Origin of the sequence: Paenibacillus sp. MY03 (assembly GCF_002165585.1) — a bacterium.
Taxonomy (GTDB): Bacteria; Bacillota; Bacilli; order Paenibacillales; family Paenibacillaceae; genus Pristimantibacillus; species Pristimantibacillus agaridevorans.
Genome location: NZ_MXQD01000057.1, coordinates 44,542 through 68,024, shown reverse-complemented (window position 1 = coordinate 68,024; position 23,483 = coordinate 44,542). Strand labels below are relative to the sequence as shown.

Annotated in this window: 17 protein-coding genes; 15 read left to right on the top strand and 2 right to left on the bottom strand. The window is 51.9% G+C overall.

What is annotated here, in order from left to right:
• On the bottom strand, positions 1-499 hold a 499-nt coding region (locus B1748_RS31420), incomplete at its 3' end, for a DinB family protein (RefSeq protein WP_087571916.1).
• A gap of 320 nt (positions 500-819) precedes the next feature.
• Between B1748_RS31420 and B1748_RS31415 the strand changes: the two genes are divergently transcribed.
• The 11 genes from B1748_RS31415 (at position 820) to B1748_RS31360 (ending at position 13,380) form a co-directional block, all read left to right on the top strand.
• Positions 820-2,571, top strand: a complete 1,752-nt coding sequence (locus B1748_RS31415; RefSeq protein WP_087571915.1) for a sensor histidine kinase — start codon at positions 820-822, stop codon at positions 2,569-2,571.
• Positions 2,564-4,189 carry a response regulator transcription factor gene (locus tag B1748_RS31410; RefSeq protein WP_087571914.1) on the top strand — a complete coding sequence of 542 codons (1,626 nt, stop codon included), beginning with the start codon at positions 2,564-2,566 and terminating at the stop codon, positions 4,187-4,189. The genes B1748_RS31415 and B1748_RS31410 overlap by 8 nt, the downstream gene beginning before the upstream one ends.
• Positions 4,190-4,310: 121 nt before the next feature.
• Entirely contained in the window at positions 4,311-5,630 is a 1,320-nt protein-coding gene (locus tag B1748_RS31405; protein WP_087571913.1) for an ABC transporter substrate-binding protein, read from the top strand.
• Between the two features lie 125 nt (positions 5,631-5,755).
• Positions 5,756-6,649, top strand: a complete 894-nt coding sequence (locus B1748_RS31400; protein WP_087571912.1) for a carbohydrate ABC transporter permease — start codon at positions 5,756-5,758, stop codon at positions 6,647-6,649.
• Positions 6,650-6,700: 51 nt separating this feature from the next.
• Entirely contained in the window at positions 6,701-7,579 is an 879-nt protein-coding gene (locus tag B1748_RS31395) for a carbohydrate ABC transporter permease (RefSeq protein ID WP_087571920.1), read from the top strand.
• Positions 7,580-8,729: 1,150 nt separating this feature from the next.
• On the top strand, positions 8,730-10,433 hold the full coding sequence (locus B1748_RS31385; protein ID WP_087571911.1) for a hypothetical protein: 1,704 nt from the start codon (positions 8,730-8,732) through the stop codon (positions 10,431-10,433).
• Between the two features lie 15 nt (positions 10,434-10,448).
• Positions 10,449-10,640, top strand: coding sequence for a hypothetical protein (locus B1748_RS31380; RefSeq protein WP_087571910.1), 192 nt, complete (start codon positions 10,449-10,451; stop codon positions 10,638-10,640).
• A complete protein-coding gene (locus tag B1748_RS31375) occupies positions 10,637-11,182 on the top strand; it encodes a hypothetical protein (RefSeq protein WP_087571909.1) in 546 nt (181 codons plus the stop codon). The genes B1748_RS31380 and B1748_RS31375 overlap by 4 nt, the downstream gene beginning before the upstream one ends.
• A gap of 1 nt (position 11,183) precedes the next feature.
• A complete protein-coding gene (locus B1748_RS31370) occupies positions 11,184-12,740 on the top strand; it encodes an AAA family ATPase (protein WP_087571908.1) in 1,557 nt (518 codons plus the stop codon).
• An 11-nt stretch (positions 12,741-12,751) separates the two neighbouring features.
• Positions 12,752-12,940, top strand: coding sequence for a hypothetical protein (locus B1748_RS31365; protein ID WP_087571907.1), 189 nt, complete (start codon positions 12,752-12,754; stop codon positions 12,938-12,940).
• A gap of 92 nt (positions 12,941-13,032) precedes the next feature.
• Positions 13,033-13,380 (top strand): hypothetical protein, encoded by a 348-nt coding sequence (locus tag B1748_RS31360; RefSeq protein WP_087571906.1) that lies wholly within the window; start codon positions 13,033-13,035, stop codon positions 13,378-13,380.
• A 58-nt stretch (positions 13,381-13,438) separates the two neighbouring features.
• Here B1748_RS31360 and B1748_RS31355 read toward each other — a convergent pair whose 3' ends face one another.
• A complete protein-coding gene (locus tag B1748_RS31355) occupies positions 13,439-15,184 on the bottom strand; it encodes a methyl-accepting chemotaxis protein (protein WP_179215915.1) in 1,746 nt (581 codons plus the stop codon).
• A gap of 234 nt (positions 15,185-15,418) precedes the next feature.
• Between B1748_RS31355 and B1748_RS31350 the strand changes: the two genes are divergently transcribed.
• The 4 genes from B1748_RS31350 to B1748_RS31335 all read left to right on the top strand — a co-directional run bounded on the left by B1748_RS31350 (position 15,419) and on the right by B1748_RS31335 (position 23,315).
• On the top strand, positions 15,419-15,916 hold the full coding sequence (locus B1748_RS31350) for an RNA polymerase sigma factor (protein WP_087571904.1): 498 nt from the start codon (positions 15,419-15,421) through the stop codon (positions 15,914-15,916).
• The gene (locus tag B1748_RS31345) at positions 15,909-16,868 is read left to right on the top strand and encodes a hypothetical protein (protein ID WP_087571903.1); all 960 of its coding nucleotides are present in this window, start codon (positions 15,909-15,911) and stop codon (positions 16,866-16,868) included. Before B1748_RS31350 ends, B1748_RS31345 begins: the two co-directional genes overlap by 8 nt.
• 14 nt (positions 16,869-16,882) lie before the next feature.
• Positions 16,883-17,968, top strand: coding sequence for a stalk domain-containing protein (locus tag B1748_RS31340; RefSeq protein WP_179215914.1), 1,086 nt, complete (start codon positions 16,883-16,885; stop codon positions 17,966-17,968).
• A gap of 877 nt (positions 17,969-18,845) precedes the next feature.
• Positions 18,846-23,315 carry a CBM96 family carbohydrate-binding protein gene (locus tag B1748_RS31335; RefSeq protein WP_087571901.1) on the top strand — a complete coding sequence of 1,490 codons (4,470 nt, stop codon included), beginning with the start codon at positions 18,846-18,848 and terminating at the stop codon, positions 23,313-23,315.
• Positions 23,316-23,483 lie beyond the last annotated feature (168 nt).

Genomic DNA, 23,483 nt, shown 5'->3' with positions numbered 1-23,483 from the left:
TTTCGTCTATAATTTCTTTAATTTGTTGAATATGTCTTTGTTCATGAATGTACAGGGATTCGAGCCATTCAATTAATAACATCTCTTTAAAAACAGGGTGTACAAAATGTCTTCTACTCAGCACTGAAGAATCTTCTATTGTACTTAAAAGTTCATGTAGCTTCTGTCTTGAATTGTTCAGTTTTTCTATAATCACTTGGTATTCCAATACTTCATTAGATGGTTTGGCAATTTCAGGTGCTTCTAATTTATTACTTCTGTCTAATAGACGTTCTACTGGTTTGTTTGCTATAAATGAATCTTCTTTGCTCTTTAATCCCTTCCTTATTGCTACGACATACAATTCCTCTGTGATATAGAGATGCTGACAGACCTGACTAATACTCCAACTTTCAAGGTCTTTTTGTTTATTTATATGATTACCATTCAAACTTGCAAGGATTACGAGTAACTCGGTTCTGGTTTCTTCCAATTTTTCAGTGATTTGTTGAAAATCCATAGAGGAAAACTCCTATCTTTAGTATTTTGCGGATATTTCCTATAACGTTTTATTTATGAACATCGCAAACTATCCATATTTAAGGGTATTCGTGCAGTGAATTAAACAATCCTGCCAATAAAAAAAAAGTTCGAGAAAGCATCTCTCATGAAGCCGATCGCGACGAGAAGCTTTGGAGAGGTGCTATTTGTATCACGATAATTTCCGTAAGCTGGTTGAAAAAATATAGGCGTTTGCACGCAGACATCTTCCTCCTTATAATAGTGGGACGAACCATAGGCTGCTCGGGAGCCGCGACAACAGAGGGAGGTGAGCTCCAATTGAAAGCGTTTTATTCGAACTTGCGGATCAAATACAAGCTGGTCGGGCTCATCTCGCTGATGATGCTGGTCATTGGCCTCGCGACCTATTTCGTCATGCGCTTCACGTTCGAAGCCTATGACGACGAGATCTACAGGCAGTCGGCCAGCGCGCTGAACAGCGCCTCGCTAGGAGTGGAGAAAGAGCTTCGCGACATGGAGAAGCTCACGTTCACGATCGCGACCGACGGCTCCATACAGAGATATCTGGACGTTATCAAGCAAGGCGGCTCGGACTACGACAACTTTCTGGTGGCGATCAGTCTGCAGGAGCGGCTGCTTTCGATCGGCGGCTTCGCGAAGTACGTGCTGTCGTTTCATCTTATTGATGTGTACCAGCGAGAGTATAAGCACGGCGCCAATGCGAACATGCTGTCAGCCGCGAGGATAGAAGAGGTTATAGCCGAGACGGAGCGGAATACCGGCGGGATCAGCTACATTTTTCCCGAGAACGGGGATGGCGCCTTGATTGCGGGAAGGCAGATCCGTCAAGTACGGAATCTCGAGCTGGATATTTTGGGTACGCTAGCGGTCAGGTTGGATCTGGCCAGACTGTTTCGCGATCTGGCTGGTCCCGTGAATCAAGGAGACGGCATGTTCGCGATTCTGGCGGGGGACGGGCAGTCCGTATACCCCACCAACCCCAGCATCGATGTCAGCGTCTTGAACGTCTCCCATGGAGAAGGAAGCGGCTACGAGGTGAGAGAAGTGAACGGCGAGCGCTTTTTCATCACCTACGTACCGTCGAGCTACATGGACTGGACTTATCTCAATATTCAGCCCTATGACGCGATCTTCCGCAAGACGGAGACAGCCAAGCAGTCCGTGTTTGTCATCTACCTCATTGTGTTCTTGCTCGTGCTCCTGGCGGCGTTGTGGTTTTCCCGTTCCGTGACGAGCCCTATCGAGCGCCTTAGCGACCGGATGAAGCGGGTGCAGATGGGACACTTCGAGTACGCGCTGCTGCCGGGAGAGAGGGAACCGGCCATGGACGAGGCGGGGCTGCTGCACCGCAACTTTCGCATAATGGTGGAGCGCATCAACGAGCTGATCAATGAAAATTACGTCAAGCAGCTGGCGATCAAGGATACGGAGTTCAAAGCGCTGCAGGCGCAAATCAACCCCCATTTCCTATACAACACGCTGGAATCTATCAACTGGTCGGCAAAGGCGGTGGGGCATAAGCAAATCTCCGTGATGGTGGAATCGCTCGGTTATTTGCTTCGCAGTTCCATCAGCGGCAAGGAGCCGCTTGTTCCGCTTCAGGAAGAGATGGCGACGATCGGTCATTATATATCGATTCAGGCGATTCGATTCGAGGAACGTTTGGACTTCCGCAGTCATATCCCGGCTCGGCTGAATGACTGTCTGGTGCCGAAGCTGTCGGTGCAGCCTATCGTGGAAAATGCGATTCAATACGCTCTGGAGCCGATGATCGATACTTGCGTTATTACTGTAGAGGCGGAGGAAAGCGGCGGCATTATGCGGCTTGCGATCTCGGATAACGGCCCGGGCATCCAACATGACGTGCTCGCCCGTCTGAATTCGGGAGAATTGGTGCCGCGAGGAACAGGGATAGGCCTCCGAAATATCGATGAACGGATCAGGCTGCTGTTCGGAGAAGGCTATGGCCTCGAGGTGGGAGACAATAAAGGCGGAGGGACGCGGATTACGCTCGTACTGCCCGTAGAAATGAGGGATCCACATGTATAAAGTGCTGATTGTCGACGATGAAAGAATTATTTTGGAGGGGATTGCCGGTCTCATGGATTGGGCAAAATATGGAACGGAGCTTGCCGGAACGGCGCGCAACGGGCTGGAAGCGCTGGCGTTTATTGAGGAGCATGCCCCCGACATCGTCATCAGCGATATCCGGATGCCGGGCATGGACGGGCTCAAGCTGGCGGAGCAGACGCGGGAGCTGTTTCCGTCGATCGCCTTTATTATGTTGTCCGGCTTTGGCGAATTCGATTATGCGAGAAAGGCGATGCAATATGGCGTAAAACATTATTTGCTGAAGCCGTGCAATGAGAATACAATCGGCGAAGCGTTGTCAGAGGTGGTCGCGGGGCTGGGCGAGCAGAAGCGGAAGACGCAGTTCCTGGAGAATCTGCAGCAGGAGCTCCGTCAGGTGCTGCCAAGCGCGAAGGAGCAGTTCCTCAAGGAGCTTGTCACGAACAAGATGTATGGGCGCGGGGACTGGGAGAGATACAAGGAGCTGTTTGGCATCGAGGTGGAAAATGCCGAAGCCCGGCTTCTGCTGCTGCAGTTGGAAGGACAATTCGAATTTGAGCAGCTGTTCGCGCTCAAAAACATCGCGGAAGACTTGATCGAGCGGTCCAATCTTGTGCTGAGCACAACTATTGGCAATCAGGCGCTGCTGCTTGTCCGAAATACCTACGCCGAAGAGAGGCTGCTGGCTGTTCTTCACGATATACGCAACACGTTCAAAGGGTATTACCGGCTTGACGCGACGATCGCGGTCAGCGATCCCGGACCGCTTACGGACGCTCGACGCATGTATCTGGAGACGCTGAGATGTATGAGCTTCCGCTTTTATCTCGGCGAAGGCAGCATTATCACGGTCCGCGATACGGGAGAGGGCGGAGAGGGCAAAAGCGGGCTTGCTCCCGAACAGGAGCAGCTGATGGCGGCATTTGCGACGCCGGTTCCTTCAACGGGTGAAGAGAGCGGATTTTTGTACGACGATGCCCGACTATGCCTGTATGCGAAGTCCGGCCATCTGGATGCCGTCATGCAGGAGCTGGATGAGGTGTTTAGATCGCTGGAGGAGCATCGCTTCGATGATTTGACGGTAAAGTCCTATCTCATCCCGCTTTACGTAGCTCTTATTCGTCAGGCGGATCCTTCGTCCATGAACGAGCATCTGAAGGAGCTTGGCCGATTGGAGGGCATCGCGACCATGCAAGGATTAAAGACGTTCGTGAAGGAGAAGGCGAGGTTAATCTGTCAGAGCAACTACGACAATCAGAAGCGCCGGCACTCCTCCATCATCGGGCAGATCCACGAGATCGTCGAAGCGCATATCGGCAATCCGGACTTGTCTCTGCAATGGGTGGCGAGCGAGATTCTCTATATGAACGCCGATTATTTAGGCAAGCTGTTCCGCAAGGAGACGGGAGAGAAGTTCTCCAACTATGTCATGAAGGCGCGGATGGAGAGGGCTGTGGCGCTGATCGGATCCGGCGGCGACGTGAAAGTGTTCGAGCTCGCGGAGAAGCTGGGTTTCGGCGATAATCCCCAATATTTCAGCCAGGTGTTTAAAAAATATACGGGCGTTTCGCCCTCCGAATACAAGAGGTTGCCTTGACGGAACCTCTGTTTTTTATACAAAGAGACCTGTTATTTAGATTCCTTCAAAGGGCATCAGCCTATAAAATTAGCAATGTAAACACTTACAAAACAAGTGAAGCACGGAAGGGGAGCCAGACATGAGAAAATGGTTAACGGCAGTTCTTGCATGTACGGTCGCGTTCTCGCTCGCAGCTTGCGCCGGAGGGAACGGCAATTCGGCGGATCCGACAAGTACATCCACAAGCAACGGAGGCGCGGCGACGGATAAACCCAAAAACGTAACGCTCCGCATGGCATGGTGGGGTGGGCAGCCACGTCACGATTACACGCTGGAAGTCATCAAGATGTACGAAGCGCAGAACCCTCACGTAAAGATCGAGCCTGAATACGCCAACTTCGACGATTACTGGAAGAAGCTTGCTCCGCAAGCGGCGGCTAACGAGCTTCCCGATATTCTTCAGATGGATATTTCCTACCTGGCGCAATATGGTTCCAAAAAACAACTCGCCGACCTGACCCCGTTCCTGAACGCGGGCATCGACACGGCAAACATCTCGGAGAACGCGATATCCGGCGGACGCATCGGCGATAAGCTGTTCGGCTTCAACATCGGCGTCAACGCGGTCAACTTCCAATATGACCCCGAGCTGCTTAAAAAGCTTGGCGTAGACAAGCCGGACGACAACTGGAACTGGGACGACTACTATGCACTGGCTGGCAAAGCGAAGGAAGCGGGACTGTACTTCGACAACGGCTTCCGCCCGGAAGTATTCTTCGGCTACTACCTCCGTACGAAAGGCCAGCATCTCTACAACGCGGAAGGCACCGCGCTCGGCTACGAGGACGATCAGTTGTTCGTCGACTTCTTTAAGCCGCTGGCTCAGCTCGTGAAGGACGGCGACACGCCTGCTCCGGACGTGAAGGCGCAGATCAAAGGCGTAGAAGACGACATGCTCGTAAAAGGCCAGCAGGTTGGCATCTTCCAATGGACGAACCAATTCGTCGGCATTCAGCAAGTGGCAAACCGTCCGCTGGAGATGGCGCATATGCCAGGTCCCGATAGAGAAAAAGGGCTGTATCTGAAGCCAAGCATGTACTTCTCCATCTCTCAGAACTCCAAGGTGAAGGAAGAAGCAGCCAAGTTTATCGACTTCTGGGTTAACAATGTGGAAGCGAACAAGCTGATCAAAGGCGATCGCGGCGTGCCAGTCAATTCGACGGTTATCGATGCCATTAAGTCGGACCTCGCTCCGGCGCAGGTTCAAGTATTCGACTACGTTTCCTGGGCGCAAGAGAACAGCTCCCCGATGGATCCTCCGGATCCGGTCGGAACGGCGGAAATCATCCAGCTGTTTATGACGCTGACGGAGCAGATGGACTTCCAGCAGTTGACTCCGGAAGACGCGGCAAAGCAATTCCGCGAAGAAGCGAACGCTATTTTGGGCAAAAATAAATAGTGAGTTAGTCAAACAGGCATAACGCTCCGCGGCGGCAGGCATTGGAAGCCGACCGCCGCGGCTCTTGTCCGGTTCGCAGTACAAAGGGAAGTGGACACTTATTAAGTCAGCGGGAGTTGGATAGTATGAGAACGGCATGGAAAAATCAGCTGACCGGTTACGCATTCATAAGCCCGTTCATTATCGGGTTTCTAGCCTTTACCCTGATTCCCATTATCGCGTCGCTGTATCTGTCGATGACGGATTACGATTTGTTTACCACGCCCGGCTGGATCGGGCTCGATAATTACGTGGAGATGTTTACGAAAGACAAGAAGTATTGGCAGTCGCTTAAGGTCACGTTCCTCTATGTATTCATCGGGGTGCCTCTGCGGTTGGCGTTCGCGCTTATGGTCGCCATGCTTCTGAACACGGCTTCGAAGGCAATCGGGTTATACCGTACTATATATTATTTGCCCTCCATCATCGGAGGAAGCGTCGCGGTATCCATCATGTGGCGCAACATCTACGGCGATCAAGGCATCATCAATCTGCTGCTGAACTCGCTGGGTCTCGACAGCGTACGCTGGTTCGCGGATCCGCTGGCTGCGCTCTGGATGCTGATCACGCTCTCCGTCTGGCAGTTCGGCTCGTCCATGCTGATCTTTCTGGCTGGTCTGAAAAACATTCCGCGTCCGCTGTACGAAGCAGCCAGCGTAGACGGGGCGAATGCCTTCCATCGATTCTTTAAAATAACGATTCCGATGCTGACGCCGATCATCCTGTTCAACGCGATTATGCAGACGATCGGGGCATTCATGACGTTCGTGCCGGCTTACATTATTTCCAAAGGCACGGGCGGCCCGCTCGACGGCACGCTGCTGTACTCGCTGTATCTGTTCCGCCAAGGTTTCCAATTCTTTGATATGGGATATGCATCCGCGATGGCTTGGGTCATGCTCATCATCGTCGCCGTGCTCACGTCGGTCCTATTCCTGTCATCAAAGTTCTGGGTGCATTACGAGTCGAAGGAGGGGTAAGCGATGGCCGATCAATCTTCAGGGCGGACGGCATCCGTTTCTCCCGGCGGCATGGGGCTGAGCAAGAGACCGAAGGGCAGGTCCCGCGAGCTCTCGCCTGCCAAAACGTTTAAGTGGACGATCTATCATCTGTTCGCAGCCGGCGGAGCTATCATCATGGTGTATCCCGTCATCTGGCTGCTCATGAGCTCGTTCAAGCCGAGCGACAAAATCTTTGTTACATCAGATAGTCTTATCCCGGATCCATGGATCTGGAGCAACTATACGCAAGGCTGGGAAGGCATTGGCGGCTATTCGTTCGGCACCTTCATCTGGAACTCGCTGGTGCTCGTCGTGCTTGCTACGATCGGCGCGGTTATTTCCTCAGCGTTCGTAGCTTTCGGATTCGCGAGGCTGAAATTCTGGGGCAGCGCATTCTGGTTCACGATCATGATGATTACGCTCATGTTGCCGCATGACGTCGTGCTTGTCCCGCAATACATTCTATTCTCCAAGCTGGGCTGGCTGAATTCCATCAATCCTATTGTCATCCCGGCGTATTTCGGCATGCCTTTCTTTATCTTCCTGATGGTGCAGTTCATCCATACCATCCCGAGAGAGATGGACGAAGCGGCGACGATCGACGGCTGCGGCAAGTTCAAGCTGTTCTACCGAATCATCATTCCGCTGATCGCTCCTGCGCTGGCAACGGCCGCGATCTTCTCCTTCTACTGGAGATGGGAGGATCTCATCGGGCCGGTGCTGTATCTGAACAAGCCGTCTCTCTACCCGGTATCGATGGCGCTCAAGATGTTCCTCGACGCGGATACGTTGTCGAACTGGGGCGCGATGTTCGCGATGTCCATCGTCAGCCTGCTGCCCGTCATCGGCGTGTTCTTCCTTTTCCAGAAGCATATCGTGGAGGGCATTAGTACGAGCGGATTAAAGTAATAGGATGGAGGGGCGAGGATAAACATCCTTAGACCCTTTCTCGTTGTTTGGGGAATTATGCAACTCCAAGACTTATGAACAAAAGTTTGAAAAACCTAACAGACACCAGCGACGTTATTTGTCCGATTATAACTTCAAACAAAATCTAACGGACTAGAGACACACTATTGAGTCGTAATGGAGCCAATTTGCGCTATGGTGATGCGAATAAGGTCGTGTAAGTCCGTTAGATTTTCGAAAACCTTAAAAATTGAAGAATAGCGTCATTTATGTCTGATAGGCAATAAGTGACTCAACAGAGCACGACTTGCAAGGTTACAAGGAGACGTCGAATAAAACGGATCTAGGGCTGGGGGCAATGGCTCGCGCTTGTGTTCTTCGGTGAATTGCTGATGACGAAGAAGTGGGTGTTCGACTAGGAAGTATAGCCTGTAGCAGATTATTATTAGCCAAGCGAAGATAGGAAAACGAAAGAGCAAGTTTCGAGGTCGATCTATACTCGGAATTTGCTTTTTTTATGGTGAAATTGTTGTATTCTGTTTGATTTTGTAAGTTGCTAGATTTACATAATTCAACAGGGGGCTTATACTAAATAGACCATGGATATTGGTAAATTATATATATTATTCCCTATTTATTTAAGGGAGGAAGCGGAAGAGGTGGTTCTATTGAGACGCCCTATTTTAGGTACAAAAGCAGGTGTGGAAACGAATCTGAGCGCATCCGTCCGAATTCGTCCTACCGAAGAACTAATAGGACTTGCGCTAGAAAAGAGACTGAGACAGAAGCGGTCGACGGCCTATACCGAAGCTATGACGAAATTGGACGCAGGAGGAGTCGTATGCCATTCGGAAACCGTTCGAGAACTTATTCAAACAATTTCGAATGAGTTCCCTGAACTTAAGCCTCACCAGTTTCCTATCGGCATTATCTCCAAATGTTATTTGGGTAGCCCCTACGAAGTGCATGTATTGGACACTGCACTGGAAATCGTTGAACATTACAAAGTAGGTCAATCGCTACCTTCGGGAATGGAGAAAGGAAGGGCGCTGGCTCTACACCCCGGATATTTATACATAGAGATATTCTCCAATTCGATCTGCGCGGTATCAAAGTCTGGCAATACATCTATTATACAGGGGTGAGCAGCGTGTCCGAACGTATTATTTCGCAAGCCAATCTATCTCACATCGAGAATTCTCTGTCGACCGTAGCCCATAATGTATCCGTGGTATCTGATCAGGTGGCAAGCGTAAGTCACAGAGTGGATGAAACACAGAGCGATTTGGATCAATTAAGAGCGGATTTCAACGAATTTGTCCAACAAGACAAACTTTCCAAGAACCTGCAGTTGGCCGAGACCCGATTAGTGAAAGTCAGACAGGAGTTGGAGAATAAATTCGGTCATTATGAAGAAGTGCGCAGAAGAGCGGTAGGTATCCTTCAGGCGGTAGATGTTCGGTTAGTTAAGAAGGAAACGATTGAAAATGCTTCAGAGGAGCAGTTGCTTGCCGCTCCTAATTATTGGCTGGCTCCGTGCCTCATTGCTTTATCCGCGTGGATTAACGACAATCAACAGCTTGCCGAGCGAGCTATGCTTGAAGCTCTTAGAAGAGACGACGAGAAGACGTCCCTTTTCTTTGCATTGGTTTCACGAAGAGCATCCCGTTACAAAGCAAGCCGCGATTGGCTGGAACGTTATCTTGCTCAACAAGATCCAAACCAATTACAGCGGGAAATTGTCGTTTTGATAGACGGATTCACCAACGGTGTATTCGGTCCGGAAGCTAGAACGCAATGCGCTAAACAAATAGAGGGATGGATTTCGGAACTATCGCAGAGGATTGGCTTTGTAGAAACGCAGAGAGAACAATGGAAGTCTGCGCTTCTCGCTAAGACGGAATCCATAGATAACAATCAATACATTTACTTGCAACAGTTCAGTCCAACCTGGAGTCAGTTGAAGCATTCTTTAGAAGGCGCCAAGCTGCATACGATTATTTATGACTATTTTACTGAGATTTTCGCCAAGCAAATCACACCGTCCAAAAACCTTGCCTATGCCGTGGACGCTTTGCTAGATAATCTTGTTGGCAATTTCGACGACGAAGAGTTGCCGCTTCGAAGAGATGAGAGACTTTATACGCTGATTGTAAAAGCTGACGGAAATAAAGCTGAGGCGGAAGCCAAGTTTAACAGTGAGAAACTGCTCGAAGACCAAGTATCGTTCACGCAGCTTCTTACCAATTTCTCCATGTATCCGAGGGAATCGAATGCGTCCTTGGCTACTCAGAAGTTGTCTCTTGCGTTATCTAAGGAATGGATAGCTCATGCCCACGACGATATAACGCTGGATAATCGCAGTCATATCCCTCAATCCATAGAGATCAAGGTTGACAGTTGGGTTGGGTTCACGACAGACGGTTCTAACGAGTTGGAGCTGATTGATGATTTAACAAAACACATGAATGAACGGAAAGAGGCTGCGCTGAAAAAGAATAAAGTGAGCATCTGGGGATGGGGATCTTTGGTAGCTGGAATTGCATTTGCGGTTATGGGTATCGGAATGCCGTTTTTGTTTGTTTTTGCTGCGGCCGCAATATTGTATTTCTTCACGGCCCGTCATAAAGTGGGCAAAAAGAAGACCGCGATTGTAGACGCTTTCGAGGGGCTTCTTTCCAGTAGCACGGATGTTTTACGTGCTGTCCTTTCGGATGTCGTCGATTTTAGAAGAGAGTACGAAGAAGAAGATACAAAGGCCGACAAGATTCGGGAATTCCTTGACACTGTAACTCCTGAGCAATATGCATTTTCCAGCTATGATTCGGCGAGAGCAGTTATTCAATCATCATAAAGGAGGCACTCTATTATGTTAAATAGAGCAAAACCCATAATATCAGGGGTGGCTGAGCGTGTAGCAGCCCAAGAGGAGAAGTTCAACATGGGCATGCAAGAAATTCAAAAAGTAACAGCTAATCAGGCACTTGCCGAACAATTTCCTGACTGGGATTTAAAACCGCCCGCATTATTAATTAAGCGAAGGAGCAGCAAAATCGGATGAATGCTCCCAAAACTTATGCGGAATGGTCGAAGTTGATGGCGATCTTTAAAGAGCAAAAGTCAAACGATGAAGAATGTCTTGCAGCGATGGAAAAAGGCGGCATCGAATGGACGGCAGGCATAGCGGAAAAGATGACTCAGCAAGCCTACGCGGTTATCGAAAGCAGACTGCAGGCCGCTGCGCAATCTTTTAACGCGGAGCTTAATCGGGCAGGAGGACAAGAAGCTTCCATTGTCAAGGCGCTCACGAATGTTCGAACTCGATTCGCGATGCTGCAAAGATTTTGTCAATTGCCGGTTTTCCCTGAGAAGGTGCGGAGTACGCTGTCGGATGTATTGAATCGGTATATTGACGACACCCAACAATCCCTTGTTGCAAGCGCAAGGGAGGATCGGAGCGGGAAGCTCGCGCATCTCGTCAAGAGCAACTCTTTAACTAACTATACGCAATCATACACGCCGGCTCGGAACATCGGAAGTTCCAATGATTCCAGCGGTTACGGCAACGGCCAATCGTCGAAAAGAAGAAGGGTGTTGTTCTGAAATGAATGATTTGAACCATGTCAAAGATACAATGGAACGGTATTTAAAGGCGAGAATTCCCTTTATTTCGGTTAGAACATCGGAGAGAGGCAGAGCATTGTCCGTCTTGGGACAACTGGCAAGCAAGCTGGGCTTGCAAATGGGCTATCATACACTCTCGCAAGGCATGCGCGATATTACAAATAACCGTTTAATTAACGAAGATCGTTCCGTAATGGGGGGAATCGATTTTGCGGCCCAGAAGATCGGACAGCAACAGAATCAAACGTATGTGTTCACCGAGATGCAGGACATTGAAGACGATACCCTCATGGCAAGGCAAGTACAGGATGTCGTTATGTTGGCTACGGAGACGGGCGGAAGTATTATCATCATAACCAATAATCCGATCTGGAGCCCGTTGCAACGATTAGGCATGTCGATTACGTTGGCGCCCCCGAACGAAGACGAAATGCTTATGATCATCAAGGACCAAATCGATCCCTACCGAAGCGAAATGCCGATTGAGTGGCGAGAGGCGGAGGAAAAGCAAGCGGCTGCCATCTTGTCCGGGATCAGCCAGATTGAAGCGGAGAATGTCATCGCTACATTGTTGGCAAATGGCTCCATAACCAATGAGGATCTGAAAGAGCTCATGCATGCTAAGGACCGGATATTCGCGGATATCTCGGGTATTGAGCGAGTGATGGTGCGAGAAGACTATCAGGTAGGAGGATTGGAAGGGCTGAAGCTGTGGCTGGAGGCGAACGCACAATTATTGACGGCCGATCTGCGTGAAAGAGGGATCAGACCGCCGAGGGGTATACTGTTGGTCGGAGTTCCGGGCTGCGGCAAATCCCTGTCAGCGAAAGCTATCGCTTCATTGTGGAATCTGCCTTTATACCGACTAGATCTTTCGACGATTCATGGACAATATCTGGGGCAAAGCGAAAGTCGGCTCAAGGAAGCGTTGTCTACCGCCGATCACGTATCTCCATGTGTGCTGTGGATCGATGAGATCGAAAAAGGATTAGCCGGCGCGATTGGTGGAGGAGACGGAGGAACTTCGACCCGATTGGTTGGTCAATTCTTGTATTGGCTGCAAGAAAGCATGGCACGGGTTTTTGTTGTGGCCACCGCGAATGACGTATCCAAGCTGCCGCCCGAGCTGTTAAGACGAGGCCGATTCGATGAACTGTTCTTCGTGGACTTGCCTACTGCTGCAGAGAGGGAAGAGATTATTCGCATTTACGTACAAAAGGGATTAAAGCGTGACATTTCCTCAACGTTGTTGGCTGAGCTGGTTCGTTTGTCCAACGGGTTCGCCGGATCTGACCTCGAAGCGGCGGTAAGGGATGTAGTCAAGCAGGCATATGTCAAAGGGGATGAAACGATCACCGAGGAGACATTCATCAATTATTTTACGAATGTCGTCCCCTTGTCGCAAACCAGCCCGGAGCAGATCGATGCTATTCGCGCATGGGGGAAGGAGCGTGCTGTACCGGCAGGCAGGAATACCGAAGAAAGCGCAGGCACCGGAGGAGTGACCCGAGCGGCTGGCAGGAAGGTTATCGTATAGAGGGTGAGCGTATGAATCGCGACAATGCGCTTACATCGAATCGCATCAAGCATTCAGAAAAAGCATCTTCCGACGGGTGGTTTCCTTATAGCGAGAGCGCGTGCAATGAGCTGGAAATTGTATTGCGTCTCCCCGAGGGCTGTTCCGGTTCTTTTTATCTGCAACATAAATATCGGCAATGGCGCGTCCTTGCAGCATAACGAAGCCTATACGATTTATGCGGTAGGACAAAAGTACGACATCACCCCCCCGCCAAGGGGGGGATCACAAAATAGCGTTCCATCGACCTGCCGTGCAGACGGATGGGACAATCATAATTCGTATCGCGAACCGACGCGAGGGCGGAACGGTCAAGGTAGCGCAGTTCGGATTCCTCGTGGCGTCGCCGGATGCATTGCCGGAGCCGCGCCGTGTAAGCGCAGTCGCGGATGGCACAATCAGTCGCCTGCAGTGGGAGCCGGTCGGAGGGGCCGATTTGTATAACATCTACAGGAATCATCAGCTGATCGCCATGACGGATGGCCAAACATTCGGGAGCGAGGGCGGTTTGCAGAGAGGCGTGTATACCGTCTCGGCTTATGTAAGGCAACAAGGCGAAGGCATGTTAATTCCGCCGATACGAGTGGTGAGTGGAGAGTAAATAGTTAGGCAACGCAAAGAGGGTCAACCGGGCATATAGCCGGTTGACCCCCTTTAAGTTACACCCGGAACCTGCTCACCGCTGTATTAAGCTCAGAGGCAAGCGTGCGCAACTGCTCGGCTGCGCCGGCGACTTCTTCGACGGAGGCAAGCTGCTCCTCGGAGGCGGCAGCAACTTGCTGGGAATGGCCTGCCGAAGTTTGCGCGATACGGGCCAGCTCTTCGAGCGTAGCGGCGATTTGCTCGCTGCTTGCGGACATTTGCTCCGAAGCCGCGGATACCTCCTGAACCTGCGAGCTGACCTCTTCGACGGCTACCAGAATGGAACGGAACGAATCGCCGGAGCCGCCAGCGAGACTCGTGCACTCTCTCGCTTCGGAAGCCGAAGTCTCGAGTGATTTGGAGAGCGTGCCCGAGTGCGTGCTGATCGCTTGGAGGATCTCCGCGATCTCCTCCGACGATTCTCTGGAACGCTCGGCCAGCTTGCGAATCTCGGTGGCGACGACGGCAAAGCCATTGCCATGCTCGCCGGCGCGCGCCGCTTCGATCGAAGCGTTGAGCGCAAGCAGATTCGTCTGGCCCGCTACCTCGCTGATGTGGGACAGAATGTCGCCGATGCGATTGCTGTATTCGTTGAGCTCGCGCATGGATTCCGCCGCGAAGATGATGTGCTGCTCCAGCCGTTCGATCTGCCCCGTCGTACGGTCGATGATGATGCCGCCTTCCGCCGCCAGCTTCGCCGTATCGATGGCCAGCTCAGATACGACGCCGGATGATTCCGCGATGCGCTGAATGCCTACCGCCATCTCGGTCATCGCGGTCTGGCATTCCTGCGAGCTGATCAGCTGCGTCTCCGTGCCGACTGCCACGTTCTGGATCGACTCCGTAATTTCGTTTGTTGCCTGCGCCGTTTGGGTAGCCGTCTCCTTTAGATTGAGAGACGAATCCCCCACCTCTCGAGCGGATTGCTGGATGTTGATCGTGAGCCTCCGAAGACTGCCGATCATCTCGTTAAAAGATTCCGCCGCCTGTCCGATTTCGTTGCCATTCGTTACGGGGACGGAAGTGGTCAAGTCTCCGCCTGCGGCCAGCTTGGCGTTGTCCCTTAGATTTTGCAGAGGGCGGATGGCCATGCGCAGAAGCGGAATCATGATGCCGATGGCAAGCGCGGCGGCAATGAGGCCCAGGGCAACCGCGCGAAGGAGCATTGTACTCATGCGCGCTTCGACTTTGTCATAATCGAAGTCTATGCCAAATACGGCGATAGGCTCTCCTTTGACATTCAGAATTGGCGCCAAATAGGTAATCCAAGTGCCGAATCCATCTTCGAAAGGTGCGCTTAACCCGTGTTTGCCTGAAAGGGCTTCGTCGAAGTGGTTGAAAATGATGCTGCCAGCATCGTAGGGAGCAGTCAGCGTCTCGGGACCGCCAAAGGAGTCGCTGATTTGGAGAAAATACAGTTGATGAGCTCCGTTCAGGCTTGTGGTTTTAGCAGAAAAATAATAGGCGTTCGTAATCGTGTCATCGTCTGTCATGCCGTTAAGCAGACTTTTTGTAATGGAACCTTCGTTGTCCGGGATCGGTTGGCCCGAGTTGACTGCGTTTGCCATGGGCTCAATCACACTGAGGTTGGCTTGCGTCTGTGCTCTTAGCGTCCTGCCAAGCTGTTCGAATTCGTGATACGCTGCCTCTTTCTGAGCGAGATACATGACCGTTGTCATAATTGCAATGATGATCAAAAAGAGAAAGGATAAAACGATCGAGCTGGTTGCGAGCAAACTTTTTTGCTTCAGCCATTTGAACAATTCATAACACCCCGCTTGAAGTTTTAACTCCATTATAATGACTAATTGTTAGCGAATTACGTAACAAATCGTTTGATTTGTATTAAGAACACCCCGATTCGATAAAGAGACGATACAGCAGTAAATCGAAATCCGGCCACATTGTTAGCTAATCATTCAAAATTATTTTTTTAAAATTGCACCAAACAATTCCCCCGGTTCGTTTGTGTTTATATAGAAGGGGGGCAATTCAGCATGGAGGATCCCTTGCAGCGTACGGGCAAGGATATCGCTCAAATCTACCGTCGGCATGCCCACACCGTCTATAAAGTCAGCTTCATGCTGCTCAGAAACGTAGTCGATGCCGAAGAAGCGACGCAGACCGCCTTCTTGAAGCTGATACAGTCTGACATGACCTTCCGCGACAACGAACACGAGAAGGCTTGGCTCATCGTGACCGCCCGCAACCATTGCCGCAATATGCTTAAGCATTGGTGGAGGCGAATGCGAACGACGCTGGAAGAAGCCGACCAGCGGCTGCTCACGGAGGAAATCAGGCATGACGAGACGCTCGGCGAAGTGCTGGCCCTGCCTGCAAAATACCGTCTGCCTCTTTATTTGTTTTATTACGAAGGGTACAGCACGAAGGAGATTGCGGAGCTTCTCTCCATTAAGGAAGCGACGATCCGCACGCAGCTACATACGGGCAGGAAGCTTCTGAAGCTGCAGATAGGTGGTGAAGGCGATGACTGAGAAGGAGCTGATCGACCGTCTTGCCCGAATGGGACCTACGGACAAGCAGACGGATCGCATGCTGGAGCGGATTCTGAATCCGGCGGCGAAGCCCAAGTTTGCCCTCAAGCAAAGCTACCGGATCGCACTGCCCACAATCGTCATTCTGTTGTTGTCGCTCTATTGGCTGCCTGCCTTGCAACAGAAGCAAAACAAAGAGATTCCGCAGTTGATGAGCGTCCCTGCTCCTTTCGCCGTAGAATTCGGCCTTCCTAGAGGAGGCAAGTCGATCCATGCCGGAACGTTAGGGAAGTTTCTGAATTATAACGGCAGCCGGTACACGTTCCTGGAGGATGGTGCGGCATACGACCTCTCCGGCTGGAAGGTTGAAGAGCAAGGCGTGTTGGGTACGCTGCAATATGATATTGCGGCGGACATCCAAAACGGCGGAACGAAGGGGTACAGCAGCCGCGATTTGGCCACGACGTACATGAACGGAGGCACAATATATGCGCTGCCCGGCTACGCCCCCGCGTTCAGGCTGGCAGTATCCTACGAAGGCCGATACTATATCGCCGAGTTGTCGGGCAAGACGGACGACAGAGTGATCGACGCAAAAGAGTTTGTCTCGTTAGCTGATCTTAGTCGGATGACAATGCGGATAGAGTGGCTGGATTATCAAGGGACGACGGTTATGCAAGTCTGGGACGCAAAGAAGGATATCCGAAAGTGGTCCAACCTGATCGCCGAGAGCATCCCTATTGAAAAACTGACGGACGAGCAGTACGAGCGCCTGGCGAAAGCGCGATCGTCGGACAGATCCTTTCAGGTCAGATGGGTGCTGCGGGACGGAACATCCATCGTCATGTATCTCGTGCCCGATCTGTCCCTGCTTACGATTGGCAACGGCAACTACGAATTGAGCAAGACGTTTCTGGAGATGTACTCAAAAGAAATTCTACTAACCGACTGAAAGGATAGATGACAATGAATACAACGATAAAAAAAGCTTTCGTGACCCTTACAGCTGTTTCCTGCCTCGCATGCGGAGCATCCCTGGCTGCCGCGCAGCCGCTGGAGATCGTACCGATCAGTGCGCCGATTACCGGTGAAATCATTCCGATCAGCGCCCCGATTAACGGGGAGATCGTGCCGATCAGCGCGACTGATTATGTGATCGCGCATCAGAATAAGCTGGCGCCTGTTCGCGTATACGGCCAGGCCGCATCGATTGAGGAGAACCGGATTACGCTCGAGAATAACAACGACAACGCGGAGTTCCCCTCGATCGTTCTAAACATTGGAGAGAATACCCGGATTCTTAATGCGGTCGACGGACTACCTATGAAGCTAGAGGACATTCGCGAGAACGAGACGTTGTATGCGTACGTCGGACCGGCGATGACGATGAGTTTGCCTCCGATTTCGAACGCCGAGCTGATTATTGCCGGCATCCCGGCGGACTTTGCGGTGCCGACCTATGCCGAGATTGAAGGCGTGAAGAAGGGAACGGACGGCAGCGTCGTGCTGAAGACAAATCAAGATGTTGACTTTACAATAACAACGGATACAACTTTGATTCCGTTCCTGACGAAAAACATCATTACGGTCGACCATCTTAGACCGGGAAGCAAAGTGCTCGTGTGGTCGCAAGCTGTGACGGAAGACGGAAAGCAGGCTGCGGATGCCGGCACGGCGAACAAGGTCGTAGCGTTCCCTTATGAATACGCGGGATACGTAGAGGCAGGCTTGGAAGGGTTGTCGGTGAACGGGGAATCGCTGGAGCTTACCGAGGATGAGGCACCGTATGCGGCTGACGGTCATCTTATGCTGCCGCTTCGCAAGCTGGCGGAAGCGCTTGGCTATGAGATCAAGTGGAACGCGGAGACAAGCGGCATCGAGGTGGTGAGCGGCAATAATGTGCTGTACAGTCTTACGGCGCGCGGCTCGGAAGTGACGACGGGGGATGGCGAGACGCGTGAGCTTTTCGCAACATCCGTGGTGAAAGACGGAGTCACCTTCTTGACTGCGGATGATCTGATCGCGCTAAACGAAGTTAAGATTGTGAAGTAGGTCGTTGTCACAAATATAAATAAGGAGCTTGACTCTTGCAAAACTTTGTCAAAGAAAACCATGGGTGAATAAGTCGAAAATCAGCGCTCCAACAGAACCTTTGTCGATGTTGTAAAAATAAAAGGACATCGTACCGTTTCCAGCGAATTTGTTGGCTACCATACAAAACAATTTCCAGAAAAGGGGATGTCCCAATTCCATGGTATCTGTACACATAGCTTATCGTCAAGTTTATTTTGTCGCTTCGTTTAGAGTTTAGCAAACCTCAGAGTAATCATCTTATTTCAATGGTTAACGGCATTATTCTTTGTGAAAATGCATGCAACGCTCGGGGCTTTCATGTCATTGCAGCCGTCAAATCGAATCGAACGATCTGCCCAGCAGGTATTCGAACTTCGATGTCCGACTTCGAAGCAGTATACATGGATAACGCAGACCTCCGCTCCGTAACCGTGGAGAACAAACGTTACCGCGTCTATGTTTACGTAGGACCGCTAGCGGATACAAAAAATGTTCGGGTGTTATTATCTTGTGAGCCTAGAGGTCGGGTGGCTTTCGCTCGCCCATAATTTGCTCAAGAAGACGGCAATCGACCAAAAGGCAGAAATGGTGGTGCGGGGATAGCCTCCCTAGCACCACCATTTCTTTATATGCGCTGACATTTCAACACATGTACTGTCTCGTTAAGCAAAAAAACTACTTTTGAGACAGCCCCTTCCTCGATAATCTATAATTTTAAATATGCAGATGTAAAAATGTTAATGGGCAATCTTTAGAAGCGTTAGCCGGTGCATAATAAAAGAACTATGATTCGGGAGGGCCATCCTTTATATTTAGGGTCGAAACAAAGATCATATATGTTCAAGGAGGGGTAAAGATGAAGTTGTCCTTTTCGGCTTCGATTGGCGGACATTTGGCGAAAGTATTGACGGCGGTTATCGTCGTGGCTACGGCGTTCAGCGGACTTCTGCATACGGGAGTGGGCGAGCGGACGGCGCAAGCGGCGGAAGCGACCGCGAAACCATGGGAACCGGCGAACCTGATCGTCAACCCCGGCTTCGAATCGGCGGTAAACGGTTTTCCCGCTAATTGGCAAAAGTTCGTACCGGAAGGCACGCCTGAAATTTCAATCGATTCGGCCGTGCACAAAGATGGAAGCGCTTCCGTCAGGTTGAGGGCCGTCACTTCGGCTAGAGCCAGCATCAATCAGACGATGAACGTGCAGGGTGACAAAGACTACGAGCTGAGCGTTTGGCTCAAAACGGATAATATCGTTTCGAATGACAGGGGCGTAACGATTCGCTATATTTTGTTCAATGCCGGCGGCGCGAAGATCGGCGATACGACTCATATCGGCGATTGGAAAGGCACCCGCGACTGGACGAAGGTGACGCACAATCTCCATACGCCTGCCGGTACGGCAAAAGTGATGATCGAATTTTTCATTTGGGGGGCCAAGGGAACGGTTTGGTTTGACAGCGCAAAGCTTTCGCAGGGCCTTTATTTGACCGACATGCTGAGAAGCGAGCATCCCAGGCTGCTCGGAACGGCGAGTGATTTCCTGTATACCCGCCAGCTCGTAGCTTCCGATACCCGCGCTGCAGACTGGTACACGAAGGTGAAGGAGGCGGCCGATCGGCTGCTTAACGAGCCTGTCGTCACGTATGAGACCCCCGATGGTCTACGTCTGCTCGAAGTGAGCCGTGAGGTTATACAGCGGATGTACACGCTGGGAATGGTGTACCGCATTGGCGGAGATTCCGTCTACGCGGAAAGGGCCTGGAGGGAACTGGAGGCCGTCGCCGGCTTTCCGGATTGGAATCCGCGGCATTTTCTGGATACGGCGGAAATGACGCACGGGGTCGCGATCGGTTACGATTGGTTTTACGATTATTTCAGTGAGGCGCGGAAGCAAACGATTCGCGATGCCATTTTGCAGCTTGGCTTGACCCCTGGCTTGGACGGCTATCGCAATCGCGAAGGATGGTCCGTGGCGCTGGGAAACTGGAATTTTGTTTCCAACGGAGGGCTCGCGATGGGAGCGCTGGCGATCGGCGACGAGCCGTCCGCCAGATTCGTGGCCGAAGAACTTTTGCGCACGGGGCTGGATTCGATTCAAGCGGTCCTTCCCCAGTTGGCCCCCGATGGCGGCTGGTATGAAGGATACGGATATTGGGACTATGCGACGCAGTACTTGACGGTGCACCTTGCCGGCTTGAAAACGGCGCTCGGGACGGATTTCGGCCAAACCTTGAAACCGGGTCTCGAGGAGGCGGGACTTTTCCCGATTTATCTGGAAAGCCCGGTCAATCAAACGTTCAATTTCGCCGACGGCACCTCGGGCGTTTCCCAAACGCCGCAGCTGTTCTGGATGGCCGGGCAGTACAACAAGCCGGAGCTTCAATGGTTCCGCAGCCAGAGCGCGGCGCCGCAAGGCCTGCTATGGTATAAGCCGACGGCGTATCCCGGACCGAAGGCGGCGAATATGCCGCACGACGCTTATTTCGCGAATGTCGAAACGGCGACATTCCGCAGCTCCTGGGAGGATCCGAATGCGCTCTTTGTCGGCTTTAAAGGTGCTCATGAGGACCCTGCCCATAAGCGTTTGGACGGTGGCTCCTTCGTTCTTGACGCGCTTGGCGTCCGCTGGGGGTCGCTGTTATGGAGCGATGATTATAATTTGCCCGGGTATTTTGACGGCGGGGCGGCGAATGCGCAGCGCTGGACCTATTACCGGAACCGGGCAGAAGGAAGCAATACGCTCGTCGTAAACCCGGGAACATCCGCTGATCAGGATCCTCTGAAAGCGTCACCAATAACGTCATTCCGTTCGAATGACCGCGAGGCGTTCGCAATTGCCGATTTGACGCCGTTATACGCTGGGGCGAGCAAGGCGGCAAGGGGGATCAAGCTGCTCGACGAGAGGAGGCAGGTTTTGATTCAGGACGAGGTTGAGATGACCGCGCCCGCCGATATGTGGTGGTTCATGAATACGGCCGCCGAGGTGGAATCGATCGATGCCGCAGGCAAAACAGCTGTATTGAGGCAGGACGGCAAACGTTTATGGGCTAGAATCGTCTCCGCGCAAGGCGAATTTACAGTAATGGACGCACAGCCGCTGCCGCAGTCGCCGACCGGCCAAGGCCAGAACGCGAATGCGGGAGCCGTCAAGCTGGCGATTCATTCGCAGAATACGCAAAGCTTGCAACTCGCCGTGCTGATGGTGCCGTTAAGAGAGTGGGAGACGCCACCGGCCGTATTGCCGCAGCTTGCCCATTTGTCCGCTTGGGCCAATGATCAGCTTACGCTGTCCGAATTGAGCGGGATTACGCTTAGCGGTACTCCGCTTGCGGGTTTCGCGGGGAATACGTTTACCTACGATGCAATTGTTCCCGAGCAGGAAACAATTGTCCCGCTTGTCGAGGCCGTGCCGGCTAATCCCGGCGCTGCAGTCGTCGTCACGCAAGCGGCCGCGATTCCCGGAACGGCATGGATTGAAGTAACCGATCCGGGCGCAGCCGATGCAACTCGCTATGCGGTTCATATCGACAGGGCAGCTGCACCGATCGAAACCGTCCCTGCGGCGGCAATAACGGCGAGCGGCGACGACGGAAATGTTCCGGCAAATGTGGCGGACGGCGATCTGAACACCCGTTGGTCCGCGGAAGGCGACGGACAATGGATACAATACGATTTCGGCTCCGCAAAGACATTCAAGAGCGCTTCCATCGCATGGTTCAAAGGGAATGAACGGTCGGCCGTTTTCGATATCGCCGTATCGAACGACGGGCAGGCATGGACGACGGTATATAGCGGCACGAGCAGCGGAAAATCGCTGCAGTCCGAAAATTACAATATAGGCAATCAGACAGCCAGATATTTGCGGATTATCGGTTATGGAAATTCGCAGAACAAATTCAACAGCATAACGGAATTGAAAATATACGACCGGGAGTTCACCGTACCGGCGACGCCCAACCGTCTTCAGCGCGTCACGCTTTCCGCGGAGAAGGAGTCGCTGGATATCGGCGAAGCGGTACAATTGGCTACGGCAGCATTTATGAGCGACAATACGCCCGCGGATCTAGTAGGGGCGACGGTGGAATATTTCTCGGATCATCCCGGTATCGTCGCCGTATCGCCGCAAGGGATCGCGGAAGGCGTCGGAGACGGCATTGCACGCGTAAGCGTCCGGGTTACGAAGGACAGGTTTGCGAAAACGGCCAGCCTTTTCCTCGAGTCCAAGGACCAAAACAAGCTCAAACCGGTTCAAGCGACGTACGTTCGCGACGGGGATTATGCGGGTACGAATTTTTCGCAGGATACGGTACTAGCCGTTAAAGCCGGGGCCGCGGGTTACAACCGGATATCGTATTTACAGTTCGACCTTAGCACCGTACAGACGGCCGTATATGAAGCAAAGCTATACGTTTACGGCCAAGTGAACGATTCGCAGGGTAGCGAAGTGGACGTCGGCGTTCATGAGGTCTCCGAGGATAGCTGGACGGCGGCCGGGTTAAATTGGAACAACAGTCCGGCAGTCGGGCAGCAGCTTGCGTTGGAGCATTTTACCGGAATGGCGGAATGGCACGAAATCGATTTGACGGATTACATCCGTTCGCAGGCGGCGGGCGACCGAAAGGCAAGCTTGGCGCTTAAGCAAAGCGGAATCGGGCTGATGACCGTTCTTTACGGGCCTAACCATGCGGGAAACAAGCCTTATCTACGTATCAAGTCTGCCGTAACGGATAACGTATACGGAAATGCGGGGATGCCCGCGAAGCCGGTGCTGTCCGGCGACAACGGATACGATTCAGGCATCGGCGACGGCAACTACAACGTCAAGATGAATATGTGGTGGGGGGCCAACGGCACAATTTACAAGCTTTACGAGAACGACGTTCAGATCGATATTCAGCTTTTGGCGGATCGGACGCCGAATGCCCAATCCGCGATTTCCGCCGTTAAGCACCGGAAGAATGGTGTTTATCGCTACTATGCGGAATTAATTAACGAATACGGCTCCGCTCGAAGCGATGTTCTTACCATTACCGTCACGGAAGCGGCGCCAGGCAAGCCGATTCTTGCGAACGACAACTGGGACGGCGACGGCAATTACCAAATCAGCATGAATATGTGGTGGGGAACGAACGGTACGTCATATCTTTTGTACGAGAACGACGTGCTGATCGATACGCAAACGCTGACTCCGCAAACGCCTCAGACGCAGTCCGCCCATACCGCGATCCGCAATAAAGCGCCCGGCGCATATAAATACCGCTGCGAGGTTATGAACGGGGAAGGATCGACGACAAGCGAAACGATGATCGTGTACGTATCCAATTAGCTTCGCAAAAGCAGGCAGCAATGAGGAGCTAAGAGCGCTTTGGCAGCGGCAAGCCGCCACTTCGACGCACGGAAAGCGAATAGCCGGCCGGCGGCTGGGCGCCTCGCGTCAGGCGGGTGAACCGCTATGGCTATCCTTCGGGTGGATAGCTATAGCGGTTCGTGTTTG